The organism is uncultured Fibrella sp., from assembly GCF_964250085.1.
Lineage (GTDB): Bacteria > Bacteroidota > Bacteroidia > Cytophagales > Spirosomataceae > Fibrella.
Window position 1 is genome coordinate 1,006,767 of the sequence record NZ_CAXUEC010000001.1, and the last position, 25,877, is coordinate 1,032,643.

The 25,877-nt window shown below is 52.9% G+C and carries 20 protein-coding genes; 7 read left to right on the plus strand and 13 right to left on the minus strand.

Going from position 1 to position 25,877, the window contains the following annotated elements:
* Nucleotides 1–37 precede the first annotated feature (37 nt).
* From ACFE8Q_RS04020 to ACFE8Q_RS04065, 10 genes are all read right to left on the minus strand, one after another.
* Complete coding sequence (locus ACFE8Q_RS04020) at nt 38–1,150, minus strand: serine hydrolase domain-containing protein (RefSeq protein ID WP_375444068.1); 1,113 nt, start codon at nt 1,148–1,150, stop codon at nt 38–40.
* Nucleotides 1,151–1,162: 12 nt separating this feature from the next.
* Entirely contained in the window at nt 1,163–2,302 is a 1,140-nt protein-coding gene (locus ACFE8Q_RS04025; protein ID WP_375444069.1) for a 5-(carboxyamino)imidazole ribonucleotide synthase, read from the minus strand.
* A gap of 92 nt (nt 2,303–2,394) precedes the next feature.
* Nucleotides 2,395–3,978, minus strand: coding sequence for an L-aspartate oxidase (gene nadB / locus ACFE8Q_RS04030; protein WP_375444070.1), 1,584 nt, complete (start codon nt 3,976–3,978; stop codon nt 2,395–2,397).
* Between the two features lie 6 nt (nt 3,979–3,984).
* Complete coding sequence (locus tag ACFE8Q_RS04035; protein WP_375444071.1) at nt 3,985–4,314, minus strand: hypothetical protein; 330 nt, start codon at nt 4,312–4,314, stop codon at nt 3,985–3,987.
* The gene (locus ACFE8Q_RS04040) at nt 4,304–4,528 is read right to left on the minus strand and encodes a hypothetical protein (protein ID WP_375444072.1); all 225 of its coding nucleotides are present in this window, start codon (nt 4,526–4,528) and stop codon (nt 4,304–4,306) included. Before ACFE8Q_RS04040 ends, ACFE8Q_RS04035 begins: the two co-directional genes overlap by 11 nt.
* 67 nt (nt 4,529–4,595) lie before the next feature.
* Entirely contained in the window at nt 4,596–5,597 is a 1,002-nt protein-coding gene (gene nadA / locus ACFE8Q_RS04045; RefSeq protein WP_375444073.1) for a quinolinate synthase NadA, read from the minus strand.
* A 43-nt stretch (nt 5,598–5,640) separates the two neighbouring features.
* Nucleotides 5,641–6,300: a Uma2 family endonuclease gene (locus ACFE8Q_RS04050; RefSeq protein WP_375444074.1), complete on the minus strand. Its 660-nt coding sequence runs from the start codon at nt 6,298–6,300 to the stop codon at nt 5,641–5,643.
* A gap of 88 nt (nt 6,301–6,388) precedes the next feature.
* Entirely contained in the window at nt 6,389–7,222 is an 834-nt protein-coding gene (gene nadC, locus ACFE8Q_RS04055; protein ID WP_375444075.1) for a carboxylating nicotinate-nucleotide diphosphorylase, read from the minus strand.
* A 122-nt stretch (nt 7,223–7,344) separates the two neighbouring features.
* Nucleotides 7,345–8,376, minus strand: a complete 1,032-nt coding sequence (locus tag ACFE8Q_RS04060) for a galactitol-1-phosphate 5-dehydrogenase (RefSeq protein WP_375444076.1) — start codon at nt 8,374–8,376, stop codon at nt 7,345–7,347.
* 238 nt (nt 8,377–8,614) lie between these two features.
* Entirely contained in the window at nt 8,615–10,207 is a 1,593-nt protein-coding gene (locus ACFE8Q_RS04065; RefSeq protein ID WP_375444077.1) for an McrB family protein, read from the minus strand.
* 123 nt (nt 10,208–10,330) lie between these two features.
* Here ACFE8Q_RS04065 and ACFE8Q_RS04070 point away from each other — a divergent pair, with 123 nt between their 5' ends.
* The 3 genes from ACFE8Q_RS04070 to ACFE8Q_RS04080 all read left to right on the plus strand — a co-directional run bounded on the left by ACFE8Q_RS04070 (nt 10,331) and on the right by ACFE8Q_RS04080 (nt 14,878).
* On the plus strand, nt 10,331–11,539 hold the full coding sequence (locus ACFE8Q_RS04070; protein ID WP_375444078.1) for a DUF6563 family protein: 1,209 nt from the start codon (nt 10,331–10,333) through the stop codon (nt 11,537–11,539).
* Nucleotides 11,540–11,621: 82 nt separating this feature from the next.
* Nucleotides 11,622–13,151: a capsule assembly Wzi family protein gene (locus tag ACFE8Q_RS04075; RefSeq protein ID WP_375444079.1), complete on the plus strand. Its 1,530-nt coding sequence runs from the start codon at nt 11,622–11,624 to the stop codon at nt 13,149–13,151.
* A 158-nt stretch (nt 13,152–13,309) separates the two neighbouring features.
* Nucleotides 13,310–14,878 carry a DUF4394 domain-containing protein gene (locus tag ACFE8Q_RS04080; RefSeq protein ID WP_375444080.1) on the plus strand — a complete coding sequence of 523 codons (1,569 nt, stop codon included), beginning with the start codon at nt 13,310–13,312 and terminating at the stop codon, nt 14,876–14,878.
* Nucleotides 14,879–15,042: 164 nt separating this feature from the next.
* On the opposite strand, the gene ACFE8Q_RS04085 is transcribed toward ACFE8Q_RS04080, so the two are convergent.
* The 3 genes from ACFE8Q_RS04085 to ACFE8Q_RS04095 are packed head-to-tail and all read right to left on the minus strand — an operon-like array spanning nt 15,043 to nt 17,496.
* Nucleotides 15,043–15,768, minus strand: a complete 726-nt coding sequence (locus tag ACFE8Q_RS04085; RefSeq protein ID WP_375444081.1) for a hypothetical protein — start codon at nt 15,766–15,768, stop codon at nt 15,043–15,045.
* Between the two features lie 39 nt (nt 15,769–15,807).
* Entirely contained in the window at nt 15,808–16,899 is a 1,092-nt protein-coding gene (locus tag ACFE8Q_RS04090) for an NmrA family NAD(P)-binding protein (protein WP_375444082.1), read from the minus strand.
* Nucleotides 16,900–16,911: 12 nt separating this feature from the next.
* Nucleotides 16,912–17,496: a Crp/Fnr family transcriptional regulator gene (locus ACFE8Q_RS04095; protein ID WP_375444083.1), complete on the minus strand. Its 585-nt coding sequence runs from the start codon at nt 17,494–17,496 to the stop codon at nt 16,912–16,914.
* A 318-nt stretch (nt 17,497–17,814) separates the two neighbouring features.
* On the opposite strand from ACFE8Q_RS04095, the gene ACFE8Q_RS04100 reads away from it, so the two are divergent.
* The 4 genes from ACFE8Q_RS04100 to ACFE8Q_RS04115 are packed head-to-tail and all read left to right on the plus strand — an operon-like array spanning nt 17,815 to nt 25,844.
* Nucleotides 17,815–20,208, plus strand: coding sequence for an ABC transporter permease (locus ACFE8Q_RS04100; protein WP_375444084.1), 2,394 nt, complete (start codon nt 17,815–17,817; stop codon nt 20,206–20,208).
* A gap of 12 nt (nt 20,209–20,220) precedes the next feature.
* Nucleotides 20,221–22,650, plus strand: a complete 2,430-nt coding sequence (locus tag ACFE8Q_RS04105) for an ABC transporter permease (RefSeq protein ID WP_375444085.1) — start codon at nt 20,221–20,223, stop codon at nt 22,648–22,650.
* A 34-nt stretch (nt 22,651–22,684) separates the two neighbouring features.
* Nucleotides 22,685–23,437 (plus strand): GIN domain-containing protein, encoded by a 753-nt coding sequence (locus ACFE8Q_RS04110; protein ID WP_375444086.1) that lies wholly within the window; start codon nt 22,685–22,687, stop codon nt 23,435–23,437.
* Between the two features lie 22 nt (nt 23,438–23,459).
* Complete coding sequence (locus ACFE8Q_RS04115; RefSeq protein WP_375444087.1) at nt 23,460–25,844, plus strand: ABC transporter permease; 2,385 nt, start codon at nt 23,460–23,462, stop codon at nt 25,842–25,844.
* Nucleotides 25,845–25,877: the final 33 nt, after the last annotated feature.

Genomic DNA, 25,877 nt, shown 5'->3' on the forward strand with positions numbered 1-25,877 from the left:
CGAAGGGCCAACAGCGCGAAATGAATAAAACAGTTATTTACAACTTCCCAACGAATTGATCCAGAAAGGCTTTGCCGAAATCGGAGGCTCTCAGGTCTTTCTGGAGTTTCGGGTTAGTTCTGAAGAAGTCGAATTTGGCGTAGAATGGTCGGCTAAGGTCTTGTGAGTTGGCCAGGATGATGAATGTCAGGTCTTTTTCCGGAACCTTCACCAGCAACGACGAATTACCGGTCCACCAGCCGGTATGCCATAGCAACTTAACGCCTTTTTGGTGTTGCACAAACCAGCCCAGGCCGTAGGGCAGCGTTTTTCCTTTGGGCGAAACGGTAGCGGTAAACATACGATCCCAGGTCTCGGGCTTAAGAAATAGCTTATTGTCGATGGCGTTCGAATAAGCCGCCAGATCGAGTACACACGACATCAACCCCGCCGAGGGGCCAAAATAAGTAGGATAGTCTACAGAGACAAGCTGGTTATGTTGCCAGTCGTAGGCCCTGGCGACTCGCTTCCCAAAATCTGTACGGTTGTAGCCCATGCGGGCAAAATCAGCGGTATCGGCCAGATTGGGCGCTGTGTATTGCAACCGAAGCGGGAGTAGCACATTCTGGGTCAGTAGTTGGCCGAATGGCTGGCCTGACCCCTGCTCAATAACCTGTTTCAACTGACCATACATATCGCCGTTGTACATGAAGCTGTAGCCGGGTTTATAGCCGTTTAGTGCGTTACCCTGGGCGGTGTGGGTCAGTAGATGCCGTACCTTGATGCGCGGATCATTACCCCAGCGAGCGCCCAGGTTGATGCCGTATTTCGTCACCGGATCGTCTAAACTCACCTTGCCCGCTTCAACCAGTTGCATCAGAATAATAGCTCCGAAGGTCTTGGTAACCGACGCCAGATGATACACTGTGTGCTCATCGGGGACTATTTTGTTGACTATATCGGCATAGCCCAGCCCTTTGTGCCAGACTAATCTCTTGCCATGTACGATGCCTATCGATAGCGACGGAATGTGATAGCGCTGACGCAGCCGATCCAGTTTCGCCGCAAAAACGGTCGTATCTGATAAGTCGATAGCCGTAACCTGCGCCGAAGTAGGGATTGAAGCCATCAGCCCACAGACAAGGATCAGTAAACAGGCTGATGTCTTCATACGTGACTTGTTCTATACGGTTACCACCCGAATGCTATTTTTTGCGGTTTCGGCCTTTTCACGCAGCGCCTTCAGCGAGGAATCCAGAATGGTGATGTGGCCCATTTTTCGGCCAGGGCGGGTTTGCGCTTTGCCGTAGAAAAACGGCGATACGCCCGGCATGGCCAGCAACGTACCCAGCCCTTCGTAATGCGCCGGTCCGGTATGGCCGGGTTCGCCCAGCAGATTGACCATGGCGGCGGGGCCGTGGGCCGTAGTGTCGCCGAGCGGCAGGTCGAGGATGGCCCGCCAGTGTTGCTCGAACTGCGACGTCCGGTTAGCCCGAATGGTATGATGGCCGCTGTTGTGCGGGCGCGGAGCCACTTCGTTGATCAGTACAGTACCTTCTTTGTCCAGGAAAAGTTCGACTGCCAGCAAGCCCACAATTCCGTAGGCGTCGGCTACTTGTCGGGCAATTGTTTGTGCCTGTTCTTCCACCTCGGCCGAAATATCGGCGGGGGCAAAGAGGTACTCGACTAGATTCAGTTCGGGGTGAAACACCATCTCGACGGTTGGGAAGGTACGTACCTCGCCGCTGGCGTTGCGAGCCACAATGACGGCCAGCTCTTTCTCGAAATCAACCGCTTTTTCCAGCATGCCCGGTGCTTCGAACGCTTTATTGGCATCAGCCGCCGTGGCAATTCGCTGCACACCGCGACCGTCGTACCCGTCGCGGCCCAGTTTATGAAAAGCGGGCAAAAAGTCCGGCTGTTCGGCCACAATGCGGGCCACGTCGGCGCGGTTATCGGTCAGGATAAAGTCGGCGGTGGGGAGGTTATGGTTGCGGTAGAACTGCTTCTGGGTACGTTTGTCCTGGATTTGCCGAATCACCGATGGTTGCGGATAGACCCGTTTGCCTTCACGTTCCAACGTTTCCAGCGCCTCAACGTTTACTTTCTCGATCTCGATCGTCAGCACATCAACGCCCTGCCCAAACTGGTAAACAGTGTCGTAATCCGTCAGCGAGCCAACGGTAAATTGTGTGCAGATGTCTTTGCAGGAAGCTTGCGGATCCGGGTCGAGGCAGTGGATAACGAGGTTCCAGTCAATGCCCGCCTGAATAAGCATCAGGCCCAACTGCCCTCCGCCGAGAATACCAATTTTTTGTGTCATTTTCAGCATTGTCCAATGTCTAAGGTTCGGAGTCTAAAGTTGCGTCGCTAATTGGTGGAACAACTTTAGACTCTGAACCTTAGACATTGGACTTACTTTAAATTATCAATATTATAATGCAGCCCCCGGTTATCGCGGCGAGCCATTGCGGCTTTGATCACCAGGTACGCTACTTCGATCATGTTGCGAAGTTCGGTAATGGGTACCGACACTTTCGATTGCCGGTACAATTCTTCATGCTCGATGTAGAGCAGTTCCAGCCGGTCCATCGCCCGTTTCAGACGCCGATTGGAGCGCACAATACCCACGTAGTTAGACATGATTGATTCCAGTTCGCGCTTGATCTCCGTCACCAGCACCAACTCTTCGGGGTGCGTGGTGCCCAGGTCGTTCCAGGCTGGAATGTCTTCGTGAATCGTGGTTTGCTCAAATTCGGTAATCGATTTCAGGTACGCCCGGTGGCCGAATACGATGGCTTCGAGCAGTGAATTAGACGCCAGCCGGTTCGCGCCGTGCAGGCCCGTGCAGGCACATTCGCCCACGGCGTAGAGGTGATGGATATTCGTCCGCCCAAATTCGTCGACCCGCACGCCGCCGCACATGTAATGCTGGGCGGGCACAACGGGAATAAAATCTTTCCGAATGTCGATGCCGAGCTTGTCTTTGCAATAGGCCGTGATGTTCGGAAAATGCTCGATAAACTTCTCGTAATTGCAGTGCGTCACGTCGATATAGACATGCTGTGAACCGGATTTCTTCATCTCCGAGTCAATCGCACGGGCCACAATATCACGCGGAGCCAGCGACAGACGCGGGTCGTAATGCTCCATAAAGGTTTCGCCCTTTATGTTTTTCAGGATACCCCCGAAGCCGCGTACTGCTTCGGAAATCAGGAAGTTAGGCTTTTTGCCGGGCTCATACAGCGCCGTGGGGTGGAACTGGATAAACTCCATATCCTTACAAATTCCCTTCGACCGGTAGGTCATCGCAATGCCGTCGCCGGTGGCGATAACCGGGTTGGTCGTATTGGCATATACCTGACCGATTCCGCCCGTTGCCACCATCGTGGTACGCGCCAGAAACCGCTCTACCTGGCCGGTATTCGTATCCAGCACATACGCGCCGAAGCACTCGTTGTTGCTGTCGTAGCGGTGTACGGTTTCGCCCAGGTGGTGGCGCGTGATGAGGTCGACGGCGAAATAATGCGTGAAAATTTCGATGCTTGGGTACTTCTTCACCGCGTCGAGCAGGGCGCGTTCAATCTCGGCACCGGTCACGTCTTTGAAGTGCAGAATCCGAAAATCGGAGTGCCCACCTTCTTTCGCCAGATCGTAATCGCCGTCGTCTTCCTTGTCGAAGCGGGTGCCATAGTCGATCAACTCCTGAATGCGTTCGGGAGCTTCGCGTACCACGATCTCCACGATCTTCGGGTCGCTCAGGAAATCACCGGCCACCATCGTATCATCGATGTGTTTCTCGAACGTATCGTCTTTCGACCACACGCCCGCAATGCCACCCTGGGCGTATTTGGTGTTGGTTTCGTCGGCCTGCACTTTCGTGATCACACCGATGCGGATGGGGTGGTTCTGCTCGTCGTAGTAACGGGCCAGTTTGGTAGCGTAGCTAAGCCCCGCAATGCCGGAGCCGATAATAAGGTAGTCGAATTGATGGGGCATAGGGTACTAGAGTCCAGCGTTTCTTAATCGTTGTTCAATTGTTTTGTCCGTGAGTGTATCGAACTCGCTCTTATCGTAAACAGCAACTAAAAAGACCTCCTCATCAATTATTTTGACACAAGTGATTACTCTGGCTCCTCCGCTTTTACCTTTTTTCTTCGCACGAATGGCAATCCGAACGTTGAAACAATCCTTTCCGAGTGGTTCTCCCTGCTGAGGGTTCTCTTCTGACGAACTGATGAGCGCCTCTAAATCCAGCTTGAACGAGGGATACTTTTTAACTAATTGTTTTACGTCTCGCTTCGCATCCGGGATAATGCTTACGTCAAAACTCATTTAGAAAATCCCTTGCGGATTGAAGTTTCTTTTCACCTTTCAAGTGCGCTTTAACGTCCTCGGAACGACGGTCAAAACTGTCCAGAAATTCACGTTCTTTCTTCTGCTTTGATGTTTCTTTCTCAACGGTTGCCTTGATATTCAATGTTTTGGCCAACTGTTTGATCAAGCGCATTTCCTGATCATTGTGCGGTTGTAACGTGATCTGCTGCATGGCTTTAGGGAAAGAGAGCCCTATAAGGTTTTAAACGGGGGCACCTGGTCCTTACAGGTCTGAGTAATTATTTTGACATCTCCAGCATCCGCAACACCGACGCTTCGGCTTTTACGCGGACATCCTCAGGTACCTGAATTTCGGGGAGTTCGTAGTACAACGTGTTGAACAGCTTTTCGAGCGTGTTCATTTTCATGTACGGGCACTCCGAGCAGGCGCAGGTGTTGTTCTCATTGGCCGGGGCCGGAATGATCTTTTTGTTCGGAACCGCCTGCCGCATCTTATGCAGAATACCCGCTTCGGTACCCACGATAAACTCCGTTTCGGGCTGTTCCACCACGTAGTTCAACAGGGCGGTAGTTGACCCCACATAGTCGGCGTGGATCAAAATGTGCTCCTGGCATTCGGGGTGGGCAATGAACTTGGCGTTGGGATATTTGGCCCGCAGATCGTTCAGCTTTTCGAGCGAAATGTCGATGTGCACGATACAGGCACCATCCCAGAGCACCATATCGCGGCCGGTCTTTTTCGACACGAAACGGCCCAGATTGGCGTCGGGTGCGAAGATGATCTTCTGGTCGGCGGGCAGGCTCTGCACGATCTTCAGCGCGTTCGACGACGTCACGATAATATCAGATAGCGCCTTGATCTCGGCCGAACAGTTGATGTACGACAGCACGATATGATCCGGGTACTGCGCCTTGAACTCGGCGAACTTGTCGGCCGGAGCTGAGTCGGCGAGTGAACAGCCCGCGTTCATGTCGGGGATAACCACTTTCTTGTGCGGCGACAGAATTTTGGCGGTTTCGCCCATGAAATGTACGCCGCAAAACACGATCATCTCGGCTTCGGTAGCGGCCGCCTGCTGGCTCAGGCCCAGGCTGTCGCCCACAAAATCGGCCAGATCCTGAATGTCCTCGTCGACGTAATAGTGAGCCAGGATGACAGCGTTTTTCTCCTGCTTCATCCGCCGGATACCGTCGATCAGTTCCTGTTTATCTTTTGGTGCCGACCGGCTAACGTACCCGATCTGCTTTACTTCTTCTTCAATAGTGAGTGGCATTGTCATGGTCTGACGAATGGATAGTGATCAATGTATGATGGCGCTCCTGCTAAGCTAGTAAAGCACGGAGCGCAACCCCTTTAGCTTGAGAATCGAAAATGGCCTTAACAGGAATAGTGAACTCAGGTAATACAAGGCTGCTGACCGACTGACCCACTTTGAACGTACCCAGGGCGGCGTATTCCTTTGTATCGGCATCAATGCCAAACGTTTCAACAGTTTGGCGTGTCGGATCAATAATCCAGTATTCTTCTACGCCGTGGGCAGCATAATCCTCGAATTTGATGTTCCGATCGTTCTTTTTTGTGCTTTCCGATAATACTTCAACAATTAAATCGGGAGCCGGGTAGTATAGCAGTTCAGGCGTAAGGCCTCCCGCCCTTTCTAGCCCGAAATAGCAGAGGTCGGGTTCGTAACTATTTCGGGTTAGCTCGACCAACGCTTTTTCGATAACTACAACCCCTTCGTTAGAAGTATTAACATAAGTATTCAATAATGTACCTAGCGAAATAACTGCTGCATTGTGGCGGTGTAGAGCTGGTGCATGCATGATGATTTCTCCGTTAATGAACTCAGCCTTTTTACTGTTGCCCATCCATTCATAAAACGACCGGCGACGGTTTTGTTCTTCGTTCAGAATCGCCTGCACCTGTTGGATAATCCGTGGTGCCTGCGACGATTCCAGTAATTGAGCAGCGAGTTCGGTCATGGCAGTAAGGTAATGTACAGTAAACAATGTACCACGGACTTTAGTCCGTTTTCTACTAGTCAAAAAACGGACTGAAGTCCGTGGTACATCAATACGCCTTCAAACTTAGATCCAGACTCTTTACGTGGTGCGTCAGCGCGCCCGACGAAATGTAATCGACACCGGTTTCGGCGTAGGCGCGGAGATTGTCCATGTTGATGCCACCCGACGCTTCGGTAATGACCCGCCCGTTGATGAGCCGAACCATATCACGGAGGTCGGCTGGGGCAAAGTTGTCGAGCAACATCCGGGTGAGGTGACCCACGGCCAGGGCTTCATCTACCTCGGCGCGGTTCCGAACTTCTACTTCGATCGGTAAACTACGGCCCGTTTCGGCCAGGTACGTTACGGCTTGCTCAACGGCTTTGGTGAGGCTACCGGCATAATCGACGTGGTTGTCTTTGATCAGGATCATGTCGTAGAGTCCGAACCGGTGATTGACGCCGCCACCAATTTTTACCGCCATTTTCTCGCAAATGCGGAAGTTAGGCGTGGTTTTGCGGGTGTCGAGCAACTTGCAGCGTGTCCCCTCCAGTACCTGCACCATCTGCCGCGTTTGGGTGGCAATGCCGCTCATCCGCTGCATGCAGTTCAGTACCAGCCGCTCGGCCGTCAGGATATTGCGGGCGTTACCAGCCACCGTCAGCACAATGTCGCCGGGTTTGATGGGGTCGCCGTCGCGCATCAGCACATCGACCTGAAAAGCGGGGTCTACTTCCTGAAAAATAGCGAGTGCCACCTCCACGCCAGCCAGAATACCAGCTTCTTTCACCAGCAACCGGGCGCGCTTCTGCGCATCGGCGGGGATTGTACTCAGTGAGGTGTGGTCACCATCGCCAATATCTTCGGCCAGCGCCAGACGTATAAATTCGGATAGATTCATGGAAGGAAGTTTGTGGTTTGTCGTCTGTAGTTTGTGGTTGCTCTGCCTATCTACGAATAGCATAATGAGCGGAGCAACCACAAACTACAGACGACAAACCACAAACTGATTTTTCCGCCAAATTACGGTTTCAGTACGACTTTAATTAATCCTTTCTCTTTTGCCTGTAGCCGGTTGAACCAGTCGGCCCCTTCGGTCAAGGGTGCTTCGGCGCTCAGGATCGCTTCGACATTGATGCGACCGCTGGCAATGAGCGACAGGGCAGCTTCATATTCGCCGTTGATGGCGCAGGAGCCCTGTAGCCGTAACTGCTGTGTAACGATGGCCTGCAACGGGATTTCGATCTTGGGACTCAGGTTGCCAACCAATGTAACGGTCGCGCCCTTCCGAACGCAACTGATGGCCGTTTGTACAGTAGGCCCAATCCCCACCACCTCAAAGGCTACGTCGGCGCCACGGCCATGCGTAAGTGCCTGAACCTGGCCAGGTACGTTGTCAGAATCGGCGCGGAAAATGTGGGTGGCGCCGAGTTTTTGGGCAAGAGCCAGCCGGTCGTCGTCGAGGTCGATGGCGATGATCTGGCCACAACCGGCAAGTTTCAGCGCCTGAATCACGAACAAGCCAATCATGCCCGCGCCCACCACTACGGCCGAATCATTCACCTGAATCGGCGTAAGGCTCAACGCATGCAACGCCACCGCTACGGGTTCGACCAGGGCCGCCTGTGTGAAACTAACGCCTTCGGGAATGGCGTAAAGAATGTGCTGCGGTACGGTTACGAATTCGGCAAACGCGCCATTACGGTGAAATTGCGGGGTTGACACGCCCACAACTTCCCGCCCGTCAGACAGGTTATACATACCCCGCCGACTGTACCAGTCATCCAGTTTATACACCGTCGAATCGAAGGTGACGCGGTCGCCCACGGCCCAGTCGCGTACATCGTCGCCAATCTCAGCGATGATGCCGGAGGCTTCGTGGCCCATCACAATGGGTGGAATCCGGCGGCCGGTGCTGCCATCCATGCCGTGCACATCAGAGCCGCAGATGCCCACGGCCTGCACCCGGATCAACACCTCGTTTGGGGCGGGTTTCGGTTCAGGTACGTCCTGTAGATCGAACTGGTTGTAGTCAGTTAAAACAAGCGCTTTCATAAAGAGTGAGAGAGGTAAAGAGTAAAAGTGTGCTTCACGTATGCTGGCGTTGTAGTGGGCTTCGCGCTTGTGGCCCTTCGACAGGCTCAGGGTGACAATTCACATCCATATGTTGATGACAAACTTGAGTGAGGCTGTCACCCTGAGCCTGTCGAAGGGCCACAAGCGCGAAGCCCACTACAACGCGAAAGAATGTGCAAAAGCAACTACATAACTATAAACCAGATTGATTTGGCTTTTACCCCCGCTGATAAATTCGCGTAAAAGCCTCGGTGGGGACCTGATCGAACGTACCTGAGAGCAGATGCGGATTTACTTCGTAGGTAGTCACGTCGGGTTGTTCGTCGGGAGATTCGCCGAAGAGGTCGCGCTCCATCGGGGCAGAGTACTGTTTTTTCGTCCAGACAAGGCGTTGGTCGGGTGTTTTGCCCCAGGCGCGGTTATCGCCCAGAACGAGCTGAATTTTCCGCCAGTCGTCGTAGAAATATTCCTGCAATAGCGGAATAATCCGATCCCGGAACGTGGCGCATAAGTCGGCTTTGGTGTCGACACCCATCAGATAGGCATGGCCGATGAGGTGGTCGCGGTCGAACAGGTATTCGATGCGCTCGTTCATCACTTTCAGCAACGTACCCAGCTCAATACCGTCGATGTGGCCCAGCAGGTCATATTGCGGGGCCATTTCCTGAAACGAGAATCGCCGCCGCAACGCCACATCGAGCAGTGCGATGCTCCGGTCGGCGGTGTTCATCGTACCCAGCACATACAGGTTAGCGGGAATGCCGAACCGGTCCTGCGAGTAGGGTAAAGTTAGCCAGAGTTCATCCGGGGCGCCGAGGCGTTTACTGTCTTCAAGCAGCGAGATCAGGTCGCCCAGCACCTTGGCCACATTGGCCCGGTTGATCTCGTCGATCAGCAGCACGTGGGCGGGGGCGCTGGCGAATTTGCGTTGCCGCCGGTCGGGCTGATCGTTCAGGCAGTCGGCCATAGTCGCGTAACCCGCTTTCTGCATCGCCGCCAGACAGGCCCGGTAAAAAATGCCTTTTCTGATCTTGTAACTTACCTGACCGCCAAGTACTTCGGGTCGAATGCCTTCCACGAATTCCTCGTAGCCGTACGACGGGTGAAACGTAACCACATCCTGATCGAAATCACGCATGAGCTGGCGGGCGCGGTAGGTTTTGCCGGTGCCGGGCGGGCCGTAAAGGATCAGGTTTTTGGGGAAGTCGGGGCGGACAGGTACGTAGGCAACCTCATCTTCAGCTACGGTGTCGGCGTTTTCGGCATGGAGTCGTCCGTAGGCGAGATCGGGGTTTTCGGCCACCCGAAGCAGGTCGGTCAGGAAACCTTCGTTCTCGGCGGCGGCGTAAATATCGGCGTTGTGCCGCGCCACGTGCGGCCCGCGTTTGGCCGTTTCAACCAGTTCGAGCAGGCAGTCTTCCCAACAGCGACGCAGCGTCTGGTTGTAGAGCAGATGTGCATTGCTATGCCCGACAATCACCGATACGTAATCGGCTTTTTCGGTGATCGGCGCAAAATCGACTTCGGTCATTGACCGCAGCGTTTCCTGCGCATCGCGTTTGATTGTCAGCCAGTATTCGGCCTCGCCGGTGCGCGGTTTATGCAGCCGCAGGGCCAGAAAGAAGTTGACATCGGCCGAAATGGCTTTGCGGTCTTTACGAACCGAGAACGACAGCCGGGGATCGCCGTTGGGTAGATTAACAATGTCGATCAACTCTTTCAGTAACCCAAAAAAGCGCTTTACAGCTTCGGGTTGACCGATATCGCGTATACGATCAATCAGGATTTGGGACGGTTTTTCGGCAATCATGCTATACTAAGATACGCAGTATTTCGGAATACTGTCTATTTGTACGGGCAAAGCCATCAGTTGATTTGATGTGTGCTGATAATTTCATTAGTTAGCGAATCTAGACCATTCACTCGTTGATTCATGCGTAGACTACTGAACGCGTTGACGCTGGCGACCTTCTTACTTAGCGTTGGCTGCGCTACGTCGGCAGTAGCTCAACCTGGTTTCAAACTGAATTTACCACTGGCGAAGATGCCGGATATTTCCCCTGACCGACTGTTCTTTATCGACTCAGTATACGCCACCTTTCCTGATACAGCCTGCATTGGGCAGATTTACCGGGCGGGAATCGCTGAAACTTCAAAGGCGTATTTTAAAGGTGGACTTAGCAGTAATATGAGCGCGTCTATTTTCTCGCACTTCCCACGGTTAAGCGATCGACACCAGCCAATCCGGTTGCGGGTCGATGGCTTTTCATACGTTGAAGAGCCTGCCCAAGGCGGTAACTTCGATGCTACGATGACGTTTCTGCGGCTCGATAGTCTGTCAGGGTATGTACCTTTTTATACGGCTATCCTGGATGTGGAAATGGCTGGAATGGGCCGGGGGGCGCGTGTACTCGACGAGGTGCTCAGGGCTGTAGAGGGCATGAACACGTACCTGAATAACCCCGCTAAAGAGCCAGCCTACTTGAGCGACTATGAACTGAAACTGAAGAAAGCGGCAGCGGACATGAAGCTGGATTCGAGCCGGTACGGTGAGCGAACGGATGAGGATAATCTGCTGACCTGCCAGAGGCGCCGGGCGGGTATCTACCTGACCGAGACTGAACTCATTACGAATCGTCCTGCTTTATCGGGCGAATTAATAATCGACAGCCGGGACGATTTTGCGTTTTTAATACACTCTGGCAAGCGAAAAGCCCGCTATAAATTTTTCGGTTTTAGCGACGGGCAGAACGTGTACGTCAACACCAGTCAGTACGGTGGCATCCGCACTAAATACGCACGCGTACAGCAGATAGGCCGGTACCTGCTCTGGCGCGATGATTACGTAACCAGCAGCGAGATGTCGACCCGTGCGGCGGCGGTATCGGCTGGTGCAGCAGGCGGGTTGATCGGGGGCCTGCTGGGCGGGTTGGTTGGAGCAGCCGCTACCACCCGTAGAGACTGTATTGCCATTGACGCCCGGACAGGAAAACTGATTCACGTTACACCCGATGCCCTGACGCGTATTCTCGCCGATCAGCCAACGTTACTGGCCGATTACGAAGCGGCTGGTAAGCCCCAAAAATCGGAACGGATATATGACTACATGGTTCGTTATAATCAGGGATCAACGGCTCGATAGATTGCCACATAGTATGATGGAGCCCCCGCAAACCACCCATCGCTATTTTGCGTAGTATAGAGGCTCCATTCACCACTGCGTAATGCGTTTCTATCTATACACCATCAGTTTTATACTTATTGTGTCTCATACAAAGGGGCAAACTGCTGATACGCTGGCGTTGAAAAGCCGAATCCGGGGCGTTGTGGAAATCGGTGGAATGACTAGCTCTGTTGCGCAAACGCCGTTCTGGCTGCGTACCAATCAATATGGTATTGTGTCGCTGGGCGGCTCGGCAGGTACGTTACGGGCCAGTGCTTTTCGGGACTATCGGCCTGTGTCGCCAACGGCAGATTCTGTCGCGAGAAAAGGCCATTCCCGCTTCGACTGGGGCCTTGGGTTGTCGGTTGTGGGCAATACCGGTCCGGTTGATTTAACTAATAATGACCTCACCGACGCCCGGCAGGTGCTGTGGCCGGAGGTGTTCGCCAAAATACGGTTCGGGCAGTTTGAGTTGTTCGGTGGTCGGCGGCGCGAGGTGTATGGGCTGGGCGATACCACACTGACGTCGGGTTTTGTGGCCTGGTCGGGCAATGCTATTCCGTTTCCGAAGATTCAGCTACACACGCCCAATTTTGTGCCAATCAGGTGGCTGCGTAATGCGGTGGCGTTCCGGGTGGGTTACGCGCATGGCTGGTTCACGCAACCCAATATTCAGGGGGCCATGCTGCATCAGAAATACGTGTATCTCCGGTTTGGAAAACCAACTGCTAAACTAGCATTTACAACCGGTCTGAATCACCAGGTGCAGTGGGGCGGGCGAGCCGATTACCTGCGCAATACGATTTTTTCGGTTGATGGCCAACTGCCCGATACGTTCAAAGATTATGTGGCGGTGGTGCTGGCAAAATACCCCGACGCGTTTGCCAATGACCGGTTTACGGAGTTCGACGGAACCAACCGCGTGGGTAATCACGTGGGTAGTATCGACTTCGCGCTGGAGTGGAAAGATGCCCGGCGAAGCTGGCAACTGTATCATCAGCATATCTACGAAGATGCGTCGGGTATCGCGTTTCAGAACGTACCTGACGGGCTTACCGGGCTGCGCTGGCTGAACCGGAAAGTGGACCGTGCAGGTACGTTCCGCCTCACACGCGTAGTGGTGGAGGTACTGACCACGACGGATCAGTCGGGCGATACGTTTGATTTTAAGCGGCGGTTTCAGGGGCGCGACAATTACTTCAATCATGGCCAGTATGTTCAGGGGTGGAGCTACCAGGGGCGAACCATCGGCACACCGTTTATTGCGCCCCGTACTACGTTTACGCAGGTTGTAAACGCCAACGAAGGCGGCGGTTTCTTTCCCAACAATCGGCTGGTGATGTGGTATGCGGGTGCTCAGGCGCAGGTAAAAACGGTTTACCTCACGGCGCGGGTAGCGTGGAGTCGTAATTTCGGGAGCTACGATCAGGCGTTTCCGGTCGTTTACCAGCAAACCTCGGCTATGCTGGCCGGGCAGGGCCGATTGCCCCGACTGCCCAACGTGTGGCTCACAGCTTCGCTCGCTCTGGATCGCGGAGAACTGTATCCAGATACCGTTGGTGGTTTCCTGAGTTTGCAGAAGCGCTGGTAAATCAGCCGTTTATCGTTAGTGCAGCCTTACCTGACCGTTGGCTTGTTTTTTTAATTTTCCTTTAATATCTCAAATCCAGGTGGATGAGTATGCCGTATGAATGACAGCCGGTGCATTGCCGGCCAGTATTTGTATGCAGAGATAAACACTCGACCACTATGCGCATTAATCGATTACCTATCAAGTCATTAGTAGCAGGGTTGTTCCTGCTGTTTGCCGCTACCAGTTGCGATCACCGACAGGAGCCTGACCCCGCTACGCTGCCCAATCAGGTTGTGTATGCCCTCAACAACGCTAACCAGTTGCTCCAGCTCAATATTCGGAGTTCAAACACGCCGACCGCGACCACCACCATTACCGGCGTAGACATGGCAGGCGGAGAGCGCATCGTCTCGATCGACTTCCGGCCGGCAACCGGCCAACTATACGGCGTGAGTAACATGAGCCGCGTGTTTGTGATCAATCCGGCCACTGCGGTAGCTCGCCCTCTGACTACCACGGCGTTTAGTCCTGCAATCTCAGGGTCAATCGTTTCCATTGATTTCAATCCAACCGTCGACCGGATTCGGCTCGTTACAAATACAGGTCAGAATTTGCGGCTAAATCCTGAAACGGGTTTGGTTGTGATGCCTGATGGAGCCATAAACGGCGTGGCAGGTGCTACAATCGCTGGTGTTGCGTATACCAACAGCCAGGCGGGTGCCACATCAACGACCCTGTATGACATTGATCCGGCTACTGATCGCCTCTATATCCAGAATCCACCGAACGACGGAAAACTGGTTGATGTAGGGCCGCTTGGACTTAACATTACCGATGCCGTTGGCTTCGATATCTCATCGACCGATAACACGCAAGGGCTGGTGGCCGTGACGTTTAACGGAGCCTCGGAGCTACAGCAGATCAACCTGACATCGGGCCGTTTGCAGAAACTGGGCAACCTGCCCGGTACCATTATTGGTCTGGCCATTCCAACCACACCCGTTGCCTACGCGATCGATGGCGGAACGAACAACCTGCTGATCTTCAATCCAATGAACCCAGCTACCGTTGTTACCAAAACGATCACTGGTCTTCAGATGGGGGAAACAATTCTGGGCATCGATGCACGACCGCTAAACGGCCAACTGTTTATGTTGGGAAGCTCTAGTCGGCTTTATGTTGTGGGTGTGAACGCCACCACTGCCTGGACCGCTACGCAGGTTGGACTGACCGGTAGCTTTACTTTGTCGGGAACCGATTTCGGTTTTGATTTCAACCCCACCGTCGACCGCATCCGGGTAGTGAGTAACACGGGCCAGAACCTGCGGCTGAACCCCACGGCTATGCCTACCGAAAGTGCGCTGGCGGCCACTGATGTGTCGCTGACGTTCGCTCCGTCATCAGGAACGCCTAACGTATCGGCGAGTGCTTACACCAACAACTTTGCGGGAGCGGGTAGCACTGTCCTGTATGATATCGACGTGCGGGCCGGTGGAGCGGTATTGTTCCAGCAGAACCCGCCCAACAACGGTGTGCTGGTAAACGTTGGCCCGCTGGGCGTTGACGTTGAAAGCGCCAACGGTTTCGATATCGGCGGTACAACCGGAGCGGCCTATGCGCTCTTACGGTCGGGTGGTGTCACACGGGTATACACGATCAATCTGGCGTCGGGTACGGCAACGGCTGGTGCTGCCATACCGGGCAACCCCCTTCCCCGTGGCTTCACACTTGGTTTAGGTTTCTAGCCTAAGTTTATAACTGACGTACCTGAAGGCCAGCGCCGACCCTGTGAAGGGTTAGCGCTGGCCTTTTTTGTGAATGCGGGATTGGTACGGTGTACTGTATGTAGGCCTTGCGGGGGAGGCCCTTCGACTAGGCTTCGGCAATACGCCGTGTGAAGCACCGCACCCTATTCATCGCTTGACGGCTTAACGATGAGTTGCCTGATCGAGACCAGGTGCCCGAACAGAACAATGGGAACGACAAAGGTGGGCAACCAGCTAAACGGAAAATGGGTGATAGCGATGTTGGGCTGGTCAAACGCAAACTGCTGCATAGGTGAGGGGGCCGAGAGCAGTGCGTATCTGACGATGCTCAGCAGTAAACCCAGGCAGACAACATTCCAGAGTAAAATTAGCGGGCGGCTTAGCTTACCTTTCGTCAGGCCGAAGTAGGCAACGAACGGAGCCGAAATGCCGGAGAGTATATCAAAGTTACGCCCCTCGAACGTCATCAGTTCCGGTACGGCTTTGTGGATAAATAGCCAAAACAAGACCAGCTCAACGGGAATACGCAGCACATGCAGGTACGTTATGGTTGTGAGCGGCAGGCTGTCGATGAACCGTCGTCCGGCAGGTGTAGCGAATAGGAGAACGATAGTCAGTACGGTTGGTAAGATGCCGAACAGAATGAGCTTCGGTGGTCCTGCGGTGGCGGCTGCCATGCTGTAGACACCGTTCATCGTCAGGAACGCCTGAGTAAAAAGCCAGCCAATCAGACCGAGTAGAATAAGAGTAGACTGCCGGCGAATCGCCTCGACGCGCGATTGCCTGACGATGCCGTAGAAAAGCAGGAGGGTAGAAAGGGTGATCAGTCCGAAGGCAATTGGAATGTAGGCAGGCAGGTTAGATAACATGATTTTCGCTGGTATTGGTGACTAGGGAGAAAAGGTTGGCTATTGATTCAGCCGGTCGAGCTCTTTGATTGACGGAATAGGTTGAAAAGGAATGGTCATGAATTTTTTCATCGCGTTGAACCAACCCGACCAGCTTGGTTTGGCATACGGCGATTGGTCGATATACCGCCTCACAATTGTCTCGAAATTGTCAGGTTCTTTACCGGTTAATTGCCTGACTATGTCGGTTGGTCCTCCCACGTCAAATCTATTTTGCTGATACTGTTTATTGTAATGGCGGGCCTGAGAAATCTGGAAAGTATCAATGCCAAATTCGCGGCCCATTAAAGAGGCGGCTTTCAGAAACATCCACTCCGGAATAGTGATTGGTCTTATGCGTTTACCCACTACGCGTGACATACTATTGGCCATGTCGACAACCGAAAGTGATTCGGGGCCGGTTGGGTGAAGCCGTTTTCCATAATAAGGCGTCGGGTTTTTTAGTAAGGCTGCCAATACAGCGGCCATGTCCTCGTTAGAAACAACGGGGTTTTTCCCCTCTCCAAATGGAGACGGTAAGAGGCCAAGTTGCACTGCAAACTCAAGGACTACGACAAATGTGTTCTCGGCAAAATAGCCCGGAATAAAGTAGATAACGTTTAGGCCCGATTCCTCAAATTGCCGGTAAGCAGCTTTGGTATCGTTTGTAAAACGGCTTGTCTGATTCTCGAATTCGGCCAGCCATTGCCCCATGTATATGATCGCCTCTATCCCCGACTCCCTGGCAGCTTGAATAAAAAGATTGGTGTTGCCAACCATACCCGGAACAAAGGGATGGCAGTAGTAAACGCGTTGGATGCCAGTCAGCGCTTCTCTAAGCTGCTTATAGTCTGTTAGTTCGCCAAGGGCGATTTCGGCACCGAGTTTTTCTAACTGACGTGCCTTCTCGTTTCTTGACCGAACGAAAATTCGGACAGGGTAACCTGCTTCCAGTAACTGGACGGTTGTTGCATACCCTGTTTTGCCAGTGGCGGTTGTGATTAATATGTGCTCTTTCATTCCTTTTGTTATCGACCGTGAACGATACAAAGGAAGGAGGCACACAGCCCCAAACACTTGGCAAATGACAGGTTCGTACTTGCCAAATGGCAAGAAATCGGACTGTTATTTTTTCTTCGACAGGTCGCGCCGGATTCGGCTCAGCGAGGTGTCGGTGATGCCCAGATAAGACGCGATCTGTTTAAGCTGGGCGTGCTGAAACACCTCTTTATTGGTGCCGATCAGGTCCAGATAGCGTTCTTCGGCACTTTTATTGATCAGCGCCAGGGTACGTTGTTTAAAGGCCGCAAATTCTTTCACGAGCATCAGCCGCCCAAATTCCCTGAATTCGGGCAGAGAATGAAATAGTTTGTTCAGCGTATCAAATGAGATGCAATAGCCTTTACAAACCGCCAGCGCCTGAATGTTTTCCGTTGATGGGATACGCATGAAGAGAGACGAAACATCGAACACGGCTCTGTTGCTGGAATAAAAATAGGTGGTTACCTCATTGCCGTCGGCATCGAGGGTAAATACCCGCAGAAAACCCTCCGTTAGAAAAAAATAGTCATCACTGATAGCCCCAGCCCGGAGCAGATAATCGTGCCTGGGAATTACTTTTTCGTCAAAAAACGAGGCAATGTAGTCCACAACCTCGCTGGTTGCCCTGCTGTTGCTTTGAATGAACGTTACAAGCGATTTCTTATCCATGACTATGACTTGGCCACTCTGTAGTACGTAATCCTGTACGGGTCAGTACCAATAGCTTCCTTTAAAAGTAGGATAAACAGGCGAATGTAGTCACTGATGCCGCCACGCTATAGGCTGATGTTTTCTGCCTTCCGGGCATTACACGCTCATCATGGCGAACAAACGGCGTTCCTGATCTGTCCGCTTCCAGATGCGAACGTCCGATTGCGGACAAATAATAAATGTTATGTAATTGTAATGATCTAGTTATCAATGATTTGAAATTGCGGTATCGGATTTGGATAGGGGTGAGTACTATTGGCACACGGCCTATTTTTTATGCTGACGAACTATCTCAAAATTGCCTGGCGGAGTCTTGTCCGTAACAAGACCAACACCGGTATCAATATTTTTGGTCTTACCGTTGGGCTCAGTTCATGCTTGCTCATTGGCTTATATATTCAGCATGAACTGAGCTTCGATGCCTTCCAGCCAAATGGCAATCGAATCGTGCGGTTGATCATGGAATACGGATTCGATGGGAGCAAGGAGTCGAATCAGGGTAATTTCACCAGCACCAAAGTAGCCCCGGTCTTTGCCCGAACCTTTCCGGAGGTGCAGTCGGCGGTGCGCATGACAGCCAATGCCGTTACTGTGCGGTATGGCGAAAAGCTCGTGCGTGAATCGAATTTTATGTTTGCCGACTCGTCGTTTTTCGACCTTTTCACTGCTCAGTTCCGGCTCGGTAACCCCCGCAAAGCCCTCGACGGCCCCAACAAAGTAATCGTGACCGAATCGACGGCCCAGAAATATTTCGGCACTCAAAATCCGCTCGGCAAAATCCTGCTGATTGGCAGCGACAGTACTGCCTACCAGGTGACGGGCGTCATGGCCGATTACCCCACCAATTCACAACTTAAATTCGACTTTCTGGCGTCGTTCTCTTCGCTGAAAGCCAATCAGGAAGATACGTATTTCAATGCGAACTATACCACGTACCTGCTTCTCAAAAATGAGCAGTCTGTAGCGTCGCTGGAGGCCAAGATCAAGCCGTTCATGCAGAAAGAAATGGCCGGTTCCGGGGCATTTATCACGTTTCATCCAGAGGTGTTCTCCCGTATCCACCTGCATTCCAACTTTCCAGCCTTTGTGCCCAACACCCCTGTCACTTACCTCTACATGCTATCGGGGGTGGCGTTGCTTATTTTGCTCATCGTGGGTTTTACCTATATCAATCTCAGTACGGCCCGCTCGCTGGAACGGGCTCGGGAAGTGGGCATCAGGAAGGTGGCTGGTGCTCACAAAAGCCAGTTGTTCTGGCAATACATAGGCGAGTCGGGGCTTGTTTGCGCCATCGCGCTGGTGCTGAGTCTGCTGGTGGCTGCTATTGCCTTGCCTTCATTCAGGGATTTGACCCAGACTCCCCTTGCGGTGCAGGCATTATTTTCTCCCTCTTTCCTGTCGTTTGCGTTCCTTGCTGCGTTGGTAATGTCTTTGCTGGCAGGTAGTTATCCGGCGCTAGTGCTCACGGCCTTCCAGCCTGTTCAGGTGTTGAAAGGTTTATTCAAGCATACGGGTTCGAGCCGCCGGATGCAGCAATCACTGATCGTTTTTCAGTTTTCTATTGCCATTGCCCTGCTGGTAGGTACGTTCATTATTGAGCGACAACTGGCATTTATCCAGGAAAAGAAGTTGGGCTATGACCGCACCCATGTGCTGGTGCTACCCATCAGCCCCATCATGCAGCGTAACCTGTCGGCCATCAAGCAGGAGCTTAAAGCTAATCCCGATATCATCAGCGCGTCGCGGTGCGTGAGTACACCCGTTAGAATTGAAGGGGGATACAACATGCGCTCAGCCACCATGTCGGAGAAAGCGCAGATGAGCGTGATGGCCAATCCGGTTGATGAAGACTACATAAAAACGGCTGGATTACAGCTTGTTGCGGGCGAAAATCTAACCGAACAAGACGTTCGGGATGTGCTGACGGGCGACCCAAAGGTGCAAAAACAGTATCACTTTGTGCTGAACGAAAGCGCCGCCAGACAACTGGGCTGGACTCCGCAACAGGCCGTGGGGCAACGGATGTTTCTCGACAATTCGCGGCCCGGCCTGGTGCGGGGCGTTGTGCGCGATTTCCATTTCGAATCCTTCCACACGACCATCAAGCCACTGGTTCTGTTTCCAGAGGATTATGGTCGGCAACTGCTCGTCAAGGTCAGCGGGCGCAACCTGCCGCAGACTCTGGCGTTTGTGGAGGCCAAATGGAAACAAATCGCGCCATATATGCCCTTCGAATACCGGTTTCTGGACGATGACTATGCCAGGCTCTATCAATCAGAACAGCAATTGGGCACGGTTATGAACCTCTTTTCGAGTATTGCCCTTTTGCTTACCTGCCTGGGGTTGCTGGGGCTTTCGGCTTATGTGGTGCAGCAGCGCACTAAAGAGATTGGTGTTCGTAAAGTATTGGGTGCCAGTGTGTTTAGTATTGTTACATTGCTCAGCAGCGACTTCATTAAACTAGTGCTGATAGCTATTATGATTGCCTCGCCGCTGGCCTGGTGGGCGATGCACACCTGGTTGCAGGACTTTGCTTACAAGATTGATATTGCCTGGTGGATTTTTGCCGGAGCAGGAGCGCTGGCGGTGGGAATAGCACTCTTGACGGTTTCGTTCCAGAGCGTAAAGGCCGCCCTGATGAACCCCGTGAAGAGTTTGCGGAGTGAATAAACAACAAACACGATGTTCAGAAACTACATCAATATCGCCTGGCGGAACCTGATCCGTAATAAAGCCTTCTCGGCCATCAACATCGTTGGCCTGGCGATTGGGCTGGGTACGTGCCTGCTCATCGGCCTGTTTATTCTCGACGAGTTGAGCTTCGACCGCTACAACGAAAAGGCTGATCGTATAGTCAGGGTCGTGTTCAGGGCGTCGATCAACGGGCAGAAAATCCGGGAGGCGCACGTGATGCCGCCTGTGGCCCAGATTCTGAAAGCGAATTACCCCGAGGTAGAAGCCGCTACCCGCCTACGGGCCGCCTGGCCGTCGCTCATCAGCTACGGCGAAAAATCATTTCCCAACGAGCGCTTCGCCTACGTCGACGCCAATTTCTTTCAGGTCTTCACACTACCCTTGCTCGCAGGCGATGCCAAAATCGCACTGGTCGAGCCCAACACGCTGATTATTTCGCAGGCAGCGGCAGAGAAATATTTTGGTAAAGAAAATCCGATCGGAAAAGTGCTGACGGTCAAAAGCTGGAACACAGCCTTTACCATCACCGGCGTGATGCAGGATGTGCCCGCCAATTCACATTTTCACGGCGATTTTTTTGCGTCGATGGTCAGTTTGCCCGATGCTAAATCAACGTCGATGATGACCTCGGAATACCACACGTACCTGGTTTTGCCCGAGGGGTATGAGTACACCCAACTGGAAGCGAAATTACCGAAGGTGGTGGCTACGTACATGAGTCCGCAATTACAGCAGGCCTTTGGCATGAACATGAGTCAGTTCCTGAAAAAAGGCAACCAGATTGGTCTATTCCTCAACCCCTTAACCGCCATTCACCTTCGGTCAGACTCGACACAGGATCTGGAGCCGGGCGGCGACGTACGGTATATCTACATCTTCGGTGCTATTGCCGTTTTTATGCTGTTGATCGCCTGCATCAACTTCATGAACTTATCCACAGCCGGTGCGTCGAAACGTGGAAAAGAAGTTGGCGTTCGTAAAGTGCTGGGTTCGCTTCGATCGAGCCTGACCAGCCAGTTTCTGACTGAATCACTGCTGCTAACGGCCCTTTCGTTGGTGGTGGCTGTGACGCTGGTCGCCATTACCCTGCCGTTTTTTGATGACCTGACGGGGAAAAAACTTAGCCTGAATCTGCTAAAAACGCCCTGGCTGGTACCGGTTATTCTGCTGCTGGGTACGTTGGTAGGGTTACTGGCGGGGAGCTATCCGGCCTTTTTTCTGTCCTCGTTCAAACCGATTGCCGTGCTGAAAGGAGGTACGTCGCTCAATCGGCTGGGCAAGTCAGGCCTTGGCGTTCGGGGCGGGCTGGTTGTTGTTCAGTTCTTCATCGCCATGCTGTTGATGGTGGGCACTACGGTGGTCTATCAACAACTCAATTATATTCAGAATACGAAGCTGGGCTACGATAGAGACCAGGTGCTGGTATTGCGTGAAGCATGGCGGTTGGGGAAAAATGAAGCGGTTTTTCGCCAGCAACTAGAGCAGGATGCGCGCGTGGCAAACGTGAGCGTATCGGGCTATTTACCGGCGGGACCAACCAATAACAACAACTTCATCTCCTACGCCGACGATAATTCGTCGCAACTGATCACGGCGCTACGCTACGATATTGATAGCCGGTATATGCCAACAATGGGTATGAAACTGGTAGCCGGGCGTAATTTCTCGCCTCAATTCTCAACCGATTCGTCGGCCGTTATTCTAAATGAAACGGCTGCCCGAGCCTATGGCTGGGCGGGTAATGCACTGGGCCACATCATTACTCATCCGGGCAACGGGGGCGAGAAGGTTGCGTACCGTGTCATTGGCGTAGTGAAGGATTTTCATTTCAAGTCGTTTCACGAACGCATTTCGCCGTTGCTGATGGTGCTGGGAAAGGGCGAGGGATCGGTCATCATTAAAGCCAAAACAACGGATGTCAGCGGGTTGCTGGCCAGCCTGAACACTAAGTGGGATGCGTTTAAACCCGAGGTGCCGTTTAGCTATTATTTTCTGGACGAGAGCCTGATGCAGACGTACCTGGCTGAACAAAAAACGGGACGTATTCTGGGCCTGTTTGCTGGCTTAACCATTTTCGTTGCCTGCCTGGGTCTTTTCGGACTGGCCATGTTCACGGCCGATCAGCGCCGCAAAGAAATTGGCGTTCGCAAGGTGTTGGGCGCAACGGTTGCCAGTGTGGTTGGCCTGTTATCGAAAGACGTGCTGAAACCTGTCTTGATTGCGATCGTATTAGCCAGTCCTATTGCCTGGTACACCATGACCCGCTGGCTGGCCGATTTTGCCTACAAGGTCGATATTCAATGGTGGATCTTCGCCCTCGCAGGTACGTTGTCGGTAGTCATTGCTTTGCTGACGGTCAGCTTCCAAAGTATAAAAGCTGCTCTGATGAACCCCGTGAAGTCATTACGATCCGAATAGTCGACGTGCTAACCCACCTAAATACCATCTGATTATGAACAAATTGATAAAGGTATGTGTGGCTGGTTTTTTTATGCTGGCTACGCTTTCCACGAAAGCCCAATCGGCGGCTCAACAACTGCCGGCGTTCAATAAAATCATCAGTAGCCCGCACGTGAGTCTGGTGTTGGTTGAGGGTGATCAGGAAGGCGTTCGGCTACAGTACGAGCATATTGCTCCGGAGAAAGTGAACGTATCAGTTCGGCACAAAACGCTGCATATTTACCTCGACGATGCCCGGATTACGGTCAAAAATCAAAAATGGCAGGAAGGTAATCAGACCTATAAACGACCGATTTATGATCGGAAGGTGAAGGTGATTGCCTACGTGACCTACAAACAGCTAAATGAGCTACAGGTGCGGGGCGAAGAAGTGGTTACTTGCCAGAGCAGCCTGGTTAGCGACGCGTTCAGGTTGCGGGTATACGGGCAGGCAACGGTTAACCTGGCAGGACTGACAACTAAAAAGCTCAAGGCCAAGCTGTATGGCGAAAACAAGGTCACCATTCAATCGGGCCGTGCTACGAAGCAGCGTTACCGTATCTACGGCGAAAACAGGCTAAATACGGAGAATCTGACCGGCGAAATCGTTTCGGCTCATTCCTATGGCGAAAGCCACCTGAGTGTCTACGCATCCGACCGGATCGGTGTAACCGCCTTTGGTGAATCTGACATACGATTTGCTGGTGGTGCTCATCTTCGTAAAGGGCTGGTAATCGGCGAAGTAACTATTCACCGGGCAGACTAAACATCCTAAAGGCCACGCTCCTATGCTCTCGAACTACCTCAAAATCGCCTTACGGAATTTGGCTCGCAATCGGGTCAATACGCTCATCAACGTGGCAGGACTCACGCTGGGGCTGACTTGCTGTTTGCTCATTACCGCCTATGTGCTCGATGAACTAAGCTACGACCGGTTTCACCAAAACGCCAGCCGGATTGTGCTGCTCCAGCAGTTTGAAGGGGCACCCACGAGTGGAGGCAGGCTGGCTACTGATTTTAAACAACGATTTGCGCAGGTGCAAAACACCGTGCGGCTCCTGCGGACACAACCGCTGGTGGGTAGCCGCACTACGTCGGCATACGAAGAAAATTTTGTCTTTGCTGACAGCAGTGCCTTTAGTGTATTCACCTTGCCGCTGGTGTTGGGCAACCCCAAAACGGCACTCATCGAGCGTTATGGCGTAGTATTGACCGAACGCATGGCGCAGAAATATTTCCCAAACCAGAATCCGCTGGGCCAACTGCTCCGCTACGACAACAAATACACGCTCCATATAACGGGCGTTTTGCGTGACCTGCCCAGCCATTCGCACCAGAAGATCGACTTCCTGGCCAACTACGCCAACGCCAACGAAATCCTGCGCTACGACGTCACGACCAACCTCTGGGGCGGCAGCGCCTGGACGTACCTGTTGCTTGCTCCCGGACAGTCTGCATCGGCTACAGCCGCGCTAACGGCGCAGTTTCCGACGTACCTGAAACAACTCGACGACCCAAACGTGAGCGTCTGGAAATTGCGCCTCATTCCGCTCACCGACATCTACCTCAACACCGACCTGATCGCGCCGAACCGGCAAACGTACGTCACCATTTTCTCGGTCGTGGCGCTGCTTATTCTGACGCTGGCGGGCTTCAACTACGTGAATCTGGCCACAGCGCAGGCTACGAGCCGGGCGCGGGAAGTGGGCGTTCGCAAGGTATTGGGGTCATCGTTTGGGCAGCTCTGGCGGCAGTTTCTGGGTGAAACCACCTTGTTTGTGGGCTTGTCGGTGGGCCTCACGTGCCTGCTGGTTCCACTATTGCTACCCGCCTTCAACACCCTGACCGACAAATCAGTAGAGATACCGGACTTAATTACACTGCCCCGGCTGGCGGGTCTTGGCCTTGGGCTACTGGCACTCTGTTTGCTGGCAGGGAGCTACCCGGCGTTTGTACTGGCCCGGTTTCGGCCTGCGGCGGTGCTCAAGGGAGCTTACCAAACGGTGGGGCAACGGCCCAAACTGCGGCAGTTACTGGTTGTGGGGCAGTTTACGGTCTCGATAGTGATGCTCGTGGCTACACTGGTAATTTTTAATCAACTCAGCTATATCCAGCACAAAAACCTGGGCTACAGCCGCGATCAGGTACTGGTGCTGAATTTCCATGACGCTACCGAAACAGCCAAACGACAGTTTAAAGAACGCGTCCAAACCCTGTCGGGCGTGCAGGTAGCATCGCAGAGCTTCAGCGTGCCGGGCAGTGGTATGCTTATCGGCGACAAGCTCGTGAGTGACTACGCTCCCAAAGGGGCTACGGATCTTACTATCAGCCGGTTGACGATTGATGATCACTTTCTGGCAACATTTGATATCCGGCTACTACAGGGTCGCAACCTCGACAATAACCGCTCAATTGATCAGCGCTCATTTCTGATCAACGAAGCGGCGATGCGTTATTTTGGCTGGACCAGCATAAGCGGCAAAATGCTGGGTTACTACACCTTTGAGTACGACGCTACGGGCAGCTACCGTGAGGTGCCACAGCGCGGGCCGGTGGTGGGGGTAGTGGCCGATTATCACCAGAAAAACCTGAAAAACACGATTGCGCCCCTGCTCTTTACCCTCGGTGGCGGTGCCGAAGGATTTCTGTCGGTGAAACTACAGGCAGGTGCTATTCCTGCCACGGTAAAGAGCATTGAAGCACTCTGGCAACGGTCTTTCCCCAATATCCCATTCGACTATGAGTTCATGGATGATTTTTTCACCCGCTCGTACCGGGCCGACAGTCGCGCCGGGCAAGTGATGGGTCTCTTTGCTGCACTAGCCGTGCTGATCTCGTGCCTGGGTTTATTTGGCCTCGCCTCATTCACGGCCGAACAACGCACCAAGGAAATAGGTGTACGTAAAGTACTGGGTGCCAATGTGTCCAGTATTGTTACCCTGCTGAGTAAGGATTTTATAAAACCCGTCCTACTCGCTGTTTTTCTGGCCATACCCGTTGCCTGGTATGCCATGAACCGCTGGTTGCAGGGTTTCGCCTACAAGGTCGACATTCAATGGTGGATCTTCGCCCTCGCAGGTACGTTGTCGGTAGTCATTGCCTTGCTGACGGTCAGTTTCCAGAGTGTGAAAGCTGCCTTGATGAACCCCGTGAAGTCATTAAGATCCGAATAGTCGTCCATAGCTCCAGCTATGGATTCAGATAGA

What these genes read in the sequence shown, in the direction of transcription:
- ACFE8Q_RS04115 (WP_375444087.1), top strand. Translation starts at nt 23,460, where the DNA reads ATGCTCTCGAACTACCTCAAAATCGCCTTACGGAATTTGGCTCGCAAT.
- nadC (WP_375444075.1), bottom strand. Translation starts at nt 7,222, where the DNA reads ATGAATCTATCCGAATTTATACGTCTGGCGCTGGCCGAAGATATTGGC.
- ACFE8Q_RS04035 (WP_375444071.1), bottom strand. Translation starts at nt 4,314, where the DNA reads ATGAGTTTTGACGTAAGCATTATCCCGGATGCGAAGCGAGACGTAAAA.
- ACFE8Q_RS04020 (WP_375444068.1), bottom strand. Translation starts at nt 1,150, where the DNA reads ATGAAGACATCAGCCTGTTTACTGATCCTTGTCTGTGGGCTGATGGCT.
- ACFE8Q_RS04070 (WP_375444078.1), top strand. Translation starts at nt 10,331, where the DNA reads ATGCGTAGACTACTGAACGCGTTGACGCTGGCGACCTTCTTACTTAGC.
- ACFE8Q_RS04105 (WP_375444085.1), top strand. Translation starts at nt 20,221, where the DNA reads ATGTTCAGAAACTACATCAATATCGCCTGGCGGAACCTGATCCGTAAT.
- ACFE8Q_RS04060 (WP_375444076.1), bottom strand. Translation starts at nt 8,376, where the DNA reads ATGAAAGCGCTTGTTTTAACTGACTACAACCAGTTCGATCTACAGGAC.
- ACFE8Q_RS04085 (WP_375444081.1), bottom strand. Translation starts at nt 15,768, where the DNA reads ATGTTATCTAACCTGCCTGCCTACATTCCAATTGCCTTCGGACTGATC.
- ACFE8Q_RS04075 (WP_375444079.1), top strand. Translation starts at nt 11,622, where the DNA reads ATGCGTTTCTATCTATACACCATCAGTTTTATACTTATTGTGTCTCAT.
- ACFE8Q_RS04095 (WP_375444083.1), bottom strand. Translation starts at nt 17,496, where the DNA reads ATGGATAAGAAATCGCTTGTAACGTTCATTCAAAGCAACAGCAGGGCA.
- ACFE8Q_RS04080 (WP_375444080.1), top strand. Translation starts at nt 13,310, where the DNA reads ATGCGCATTAATCGATTACCTATCAAGTCATTAGTAGCAGGGTTGTTC.
- ACFE8Q_RS04040 (WP_375444072.1), bottom strand. Translation starts at nt 4,528, where the DNA reads ATGCAGCAGATCACGTTACAACCGCACAATGATCAGGAAATGCGCTTG.
- ACFE8Q_RS04100 (WP_375444084.1), top strand. Translation starts at nt 17,815, where the DNA reads ATGCTGACGAACTATCTCAAAATTGCCTGGCGGAGTCTTGTCCGTAAC.
- ACFE8Q_RS04065 (WP_375444077.1), bottom strand. Translation starts at nt 10,207, where the DNA reads ATGATTGCCGAAAAACCGTCCCAAATCCTGATTGATCGTATACGCGAT.
- ACFE8Q_RS04050 (WP_375444074.1), bottom strand. Translation starts at nt 6,300, where the DNA reads ATGACCGAACTCGCTGCTCAATTACTGGAATCGTCGCAGGCACCACGG.
- nadA (WP_375444073.1), bottom strand. Translation starts at nt 5,597, where the DNA reads ATGACAATGCCACTCACTATTGAAGAAGAAGTAAAGCAGATCGGGTAC.
- ACFE8Q_RS04025 (WP_375444069.1), bottom strand. Translation starts at nt 2,302, where the DNA reads ATGACACAAAAAATTGGTATTCTCGGCGGAGGGCAGTTGGGCCTGATG.
- ACFE8Q_RS04110 (WP_375444086.1), top strand. Translation starts at nt 22,685, where the DNA reads ATGAACAAATTGATAAAGGTATGTGTGGCTGGTTTTTTTATGCTGGCT.
- nadB (WP_375444070.1), bottom strand. Translation starts at nt 3,978, where the DNA reads ATGCCCCATCAATTCGACTACCTTATTATCGGCTCCGGCATTGCGGGG.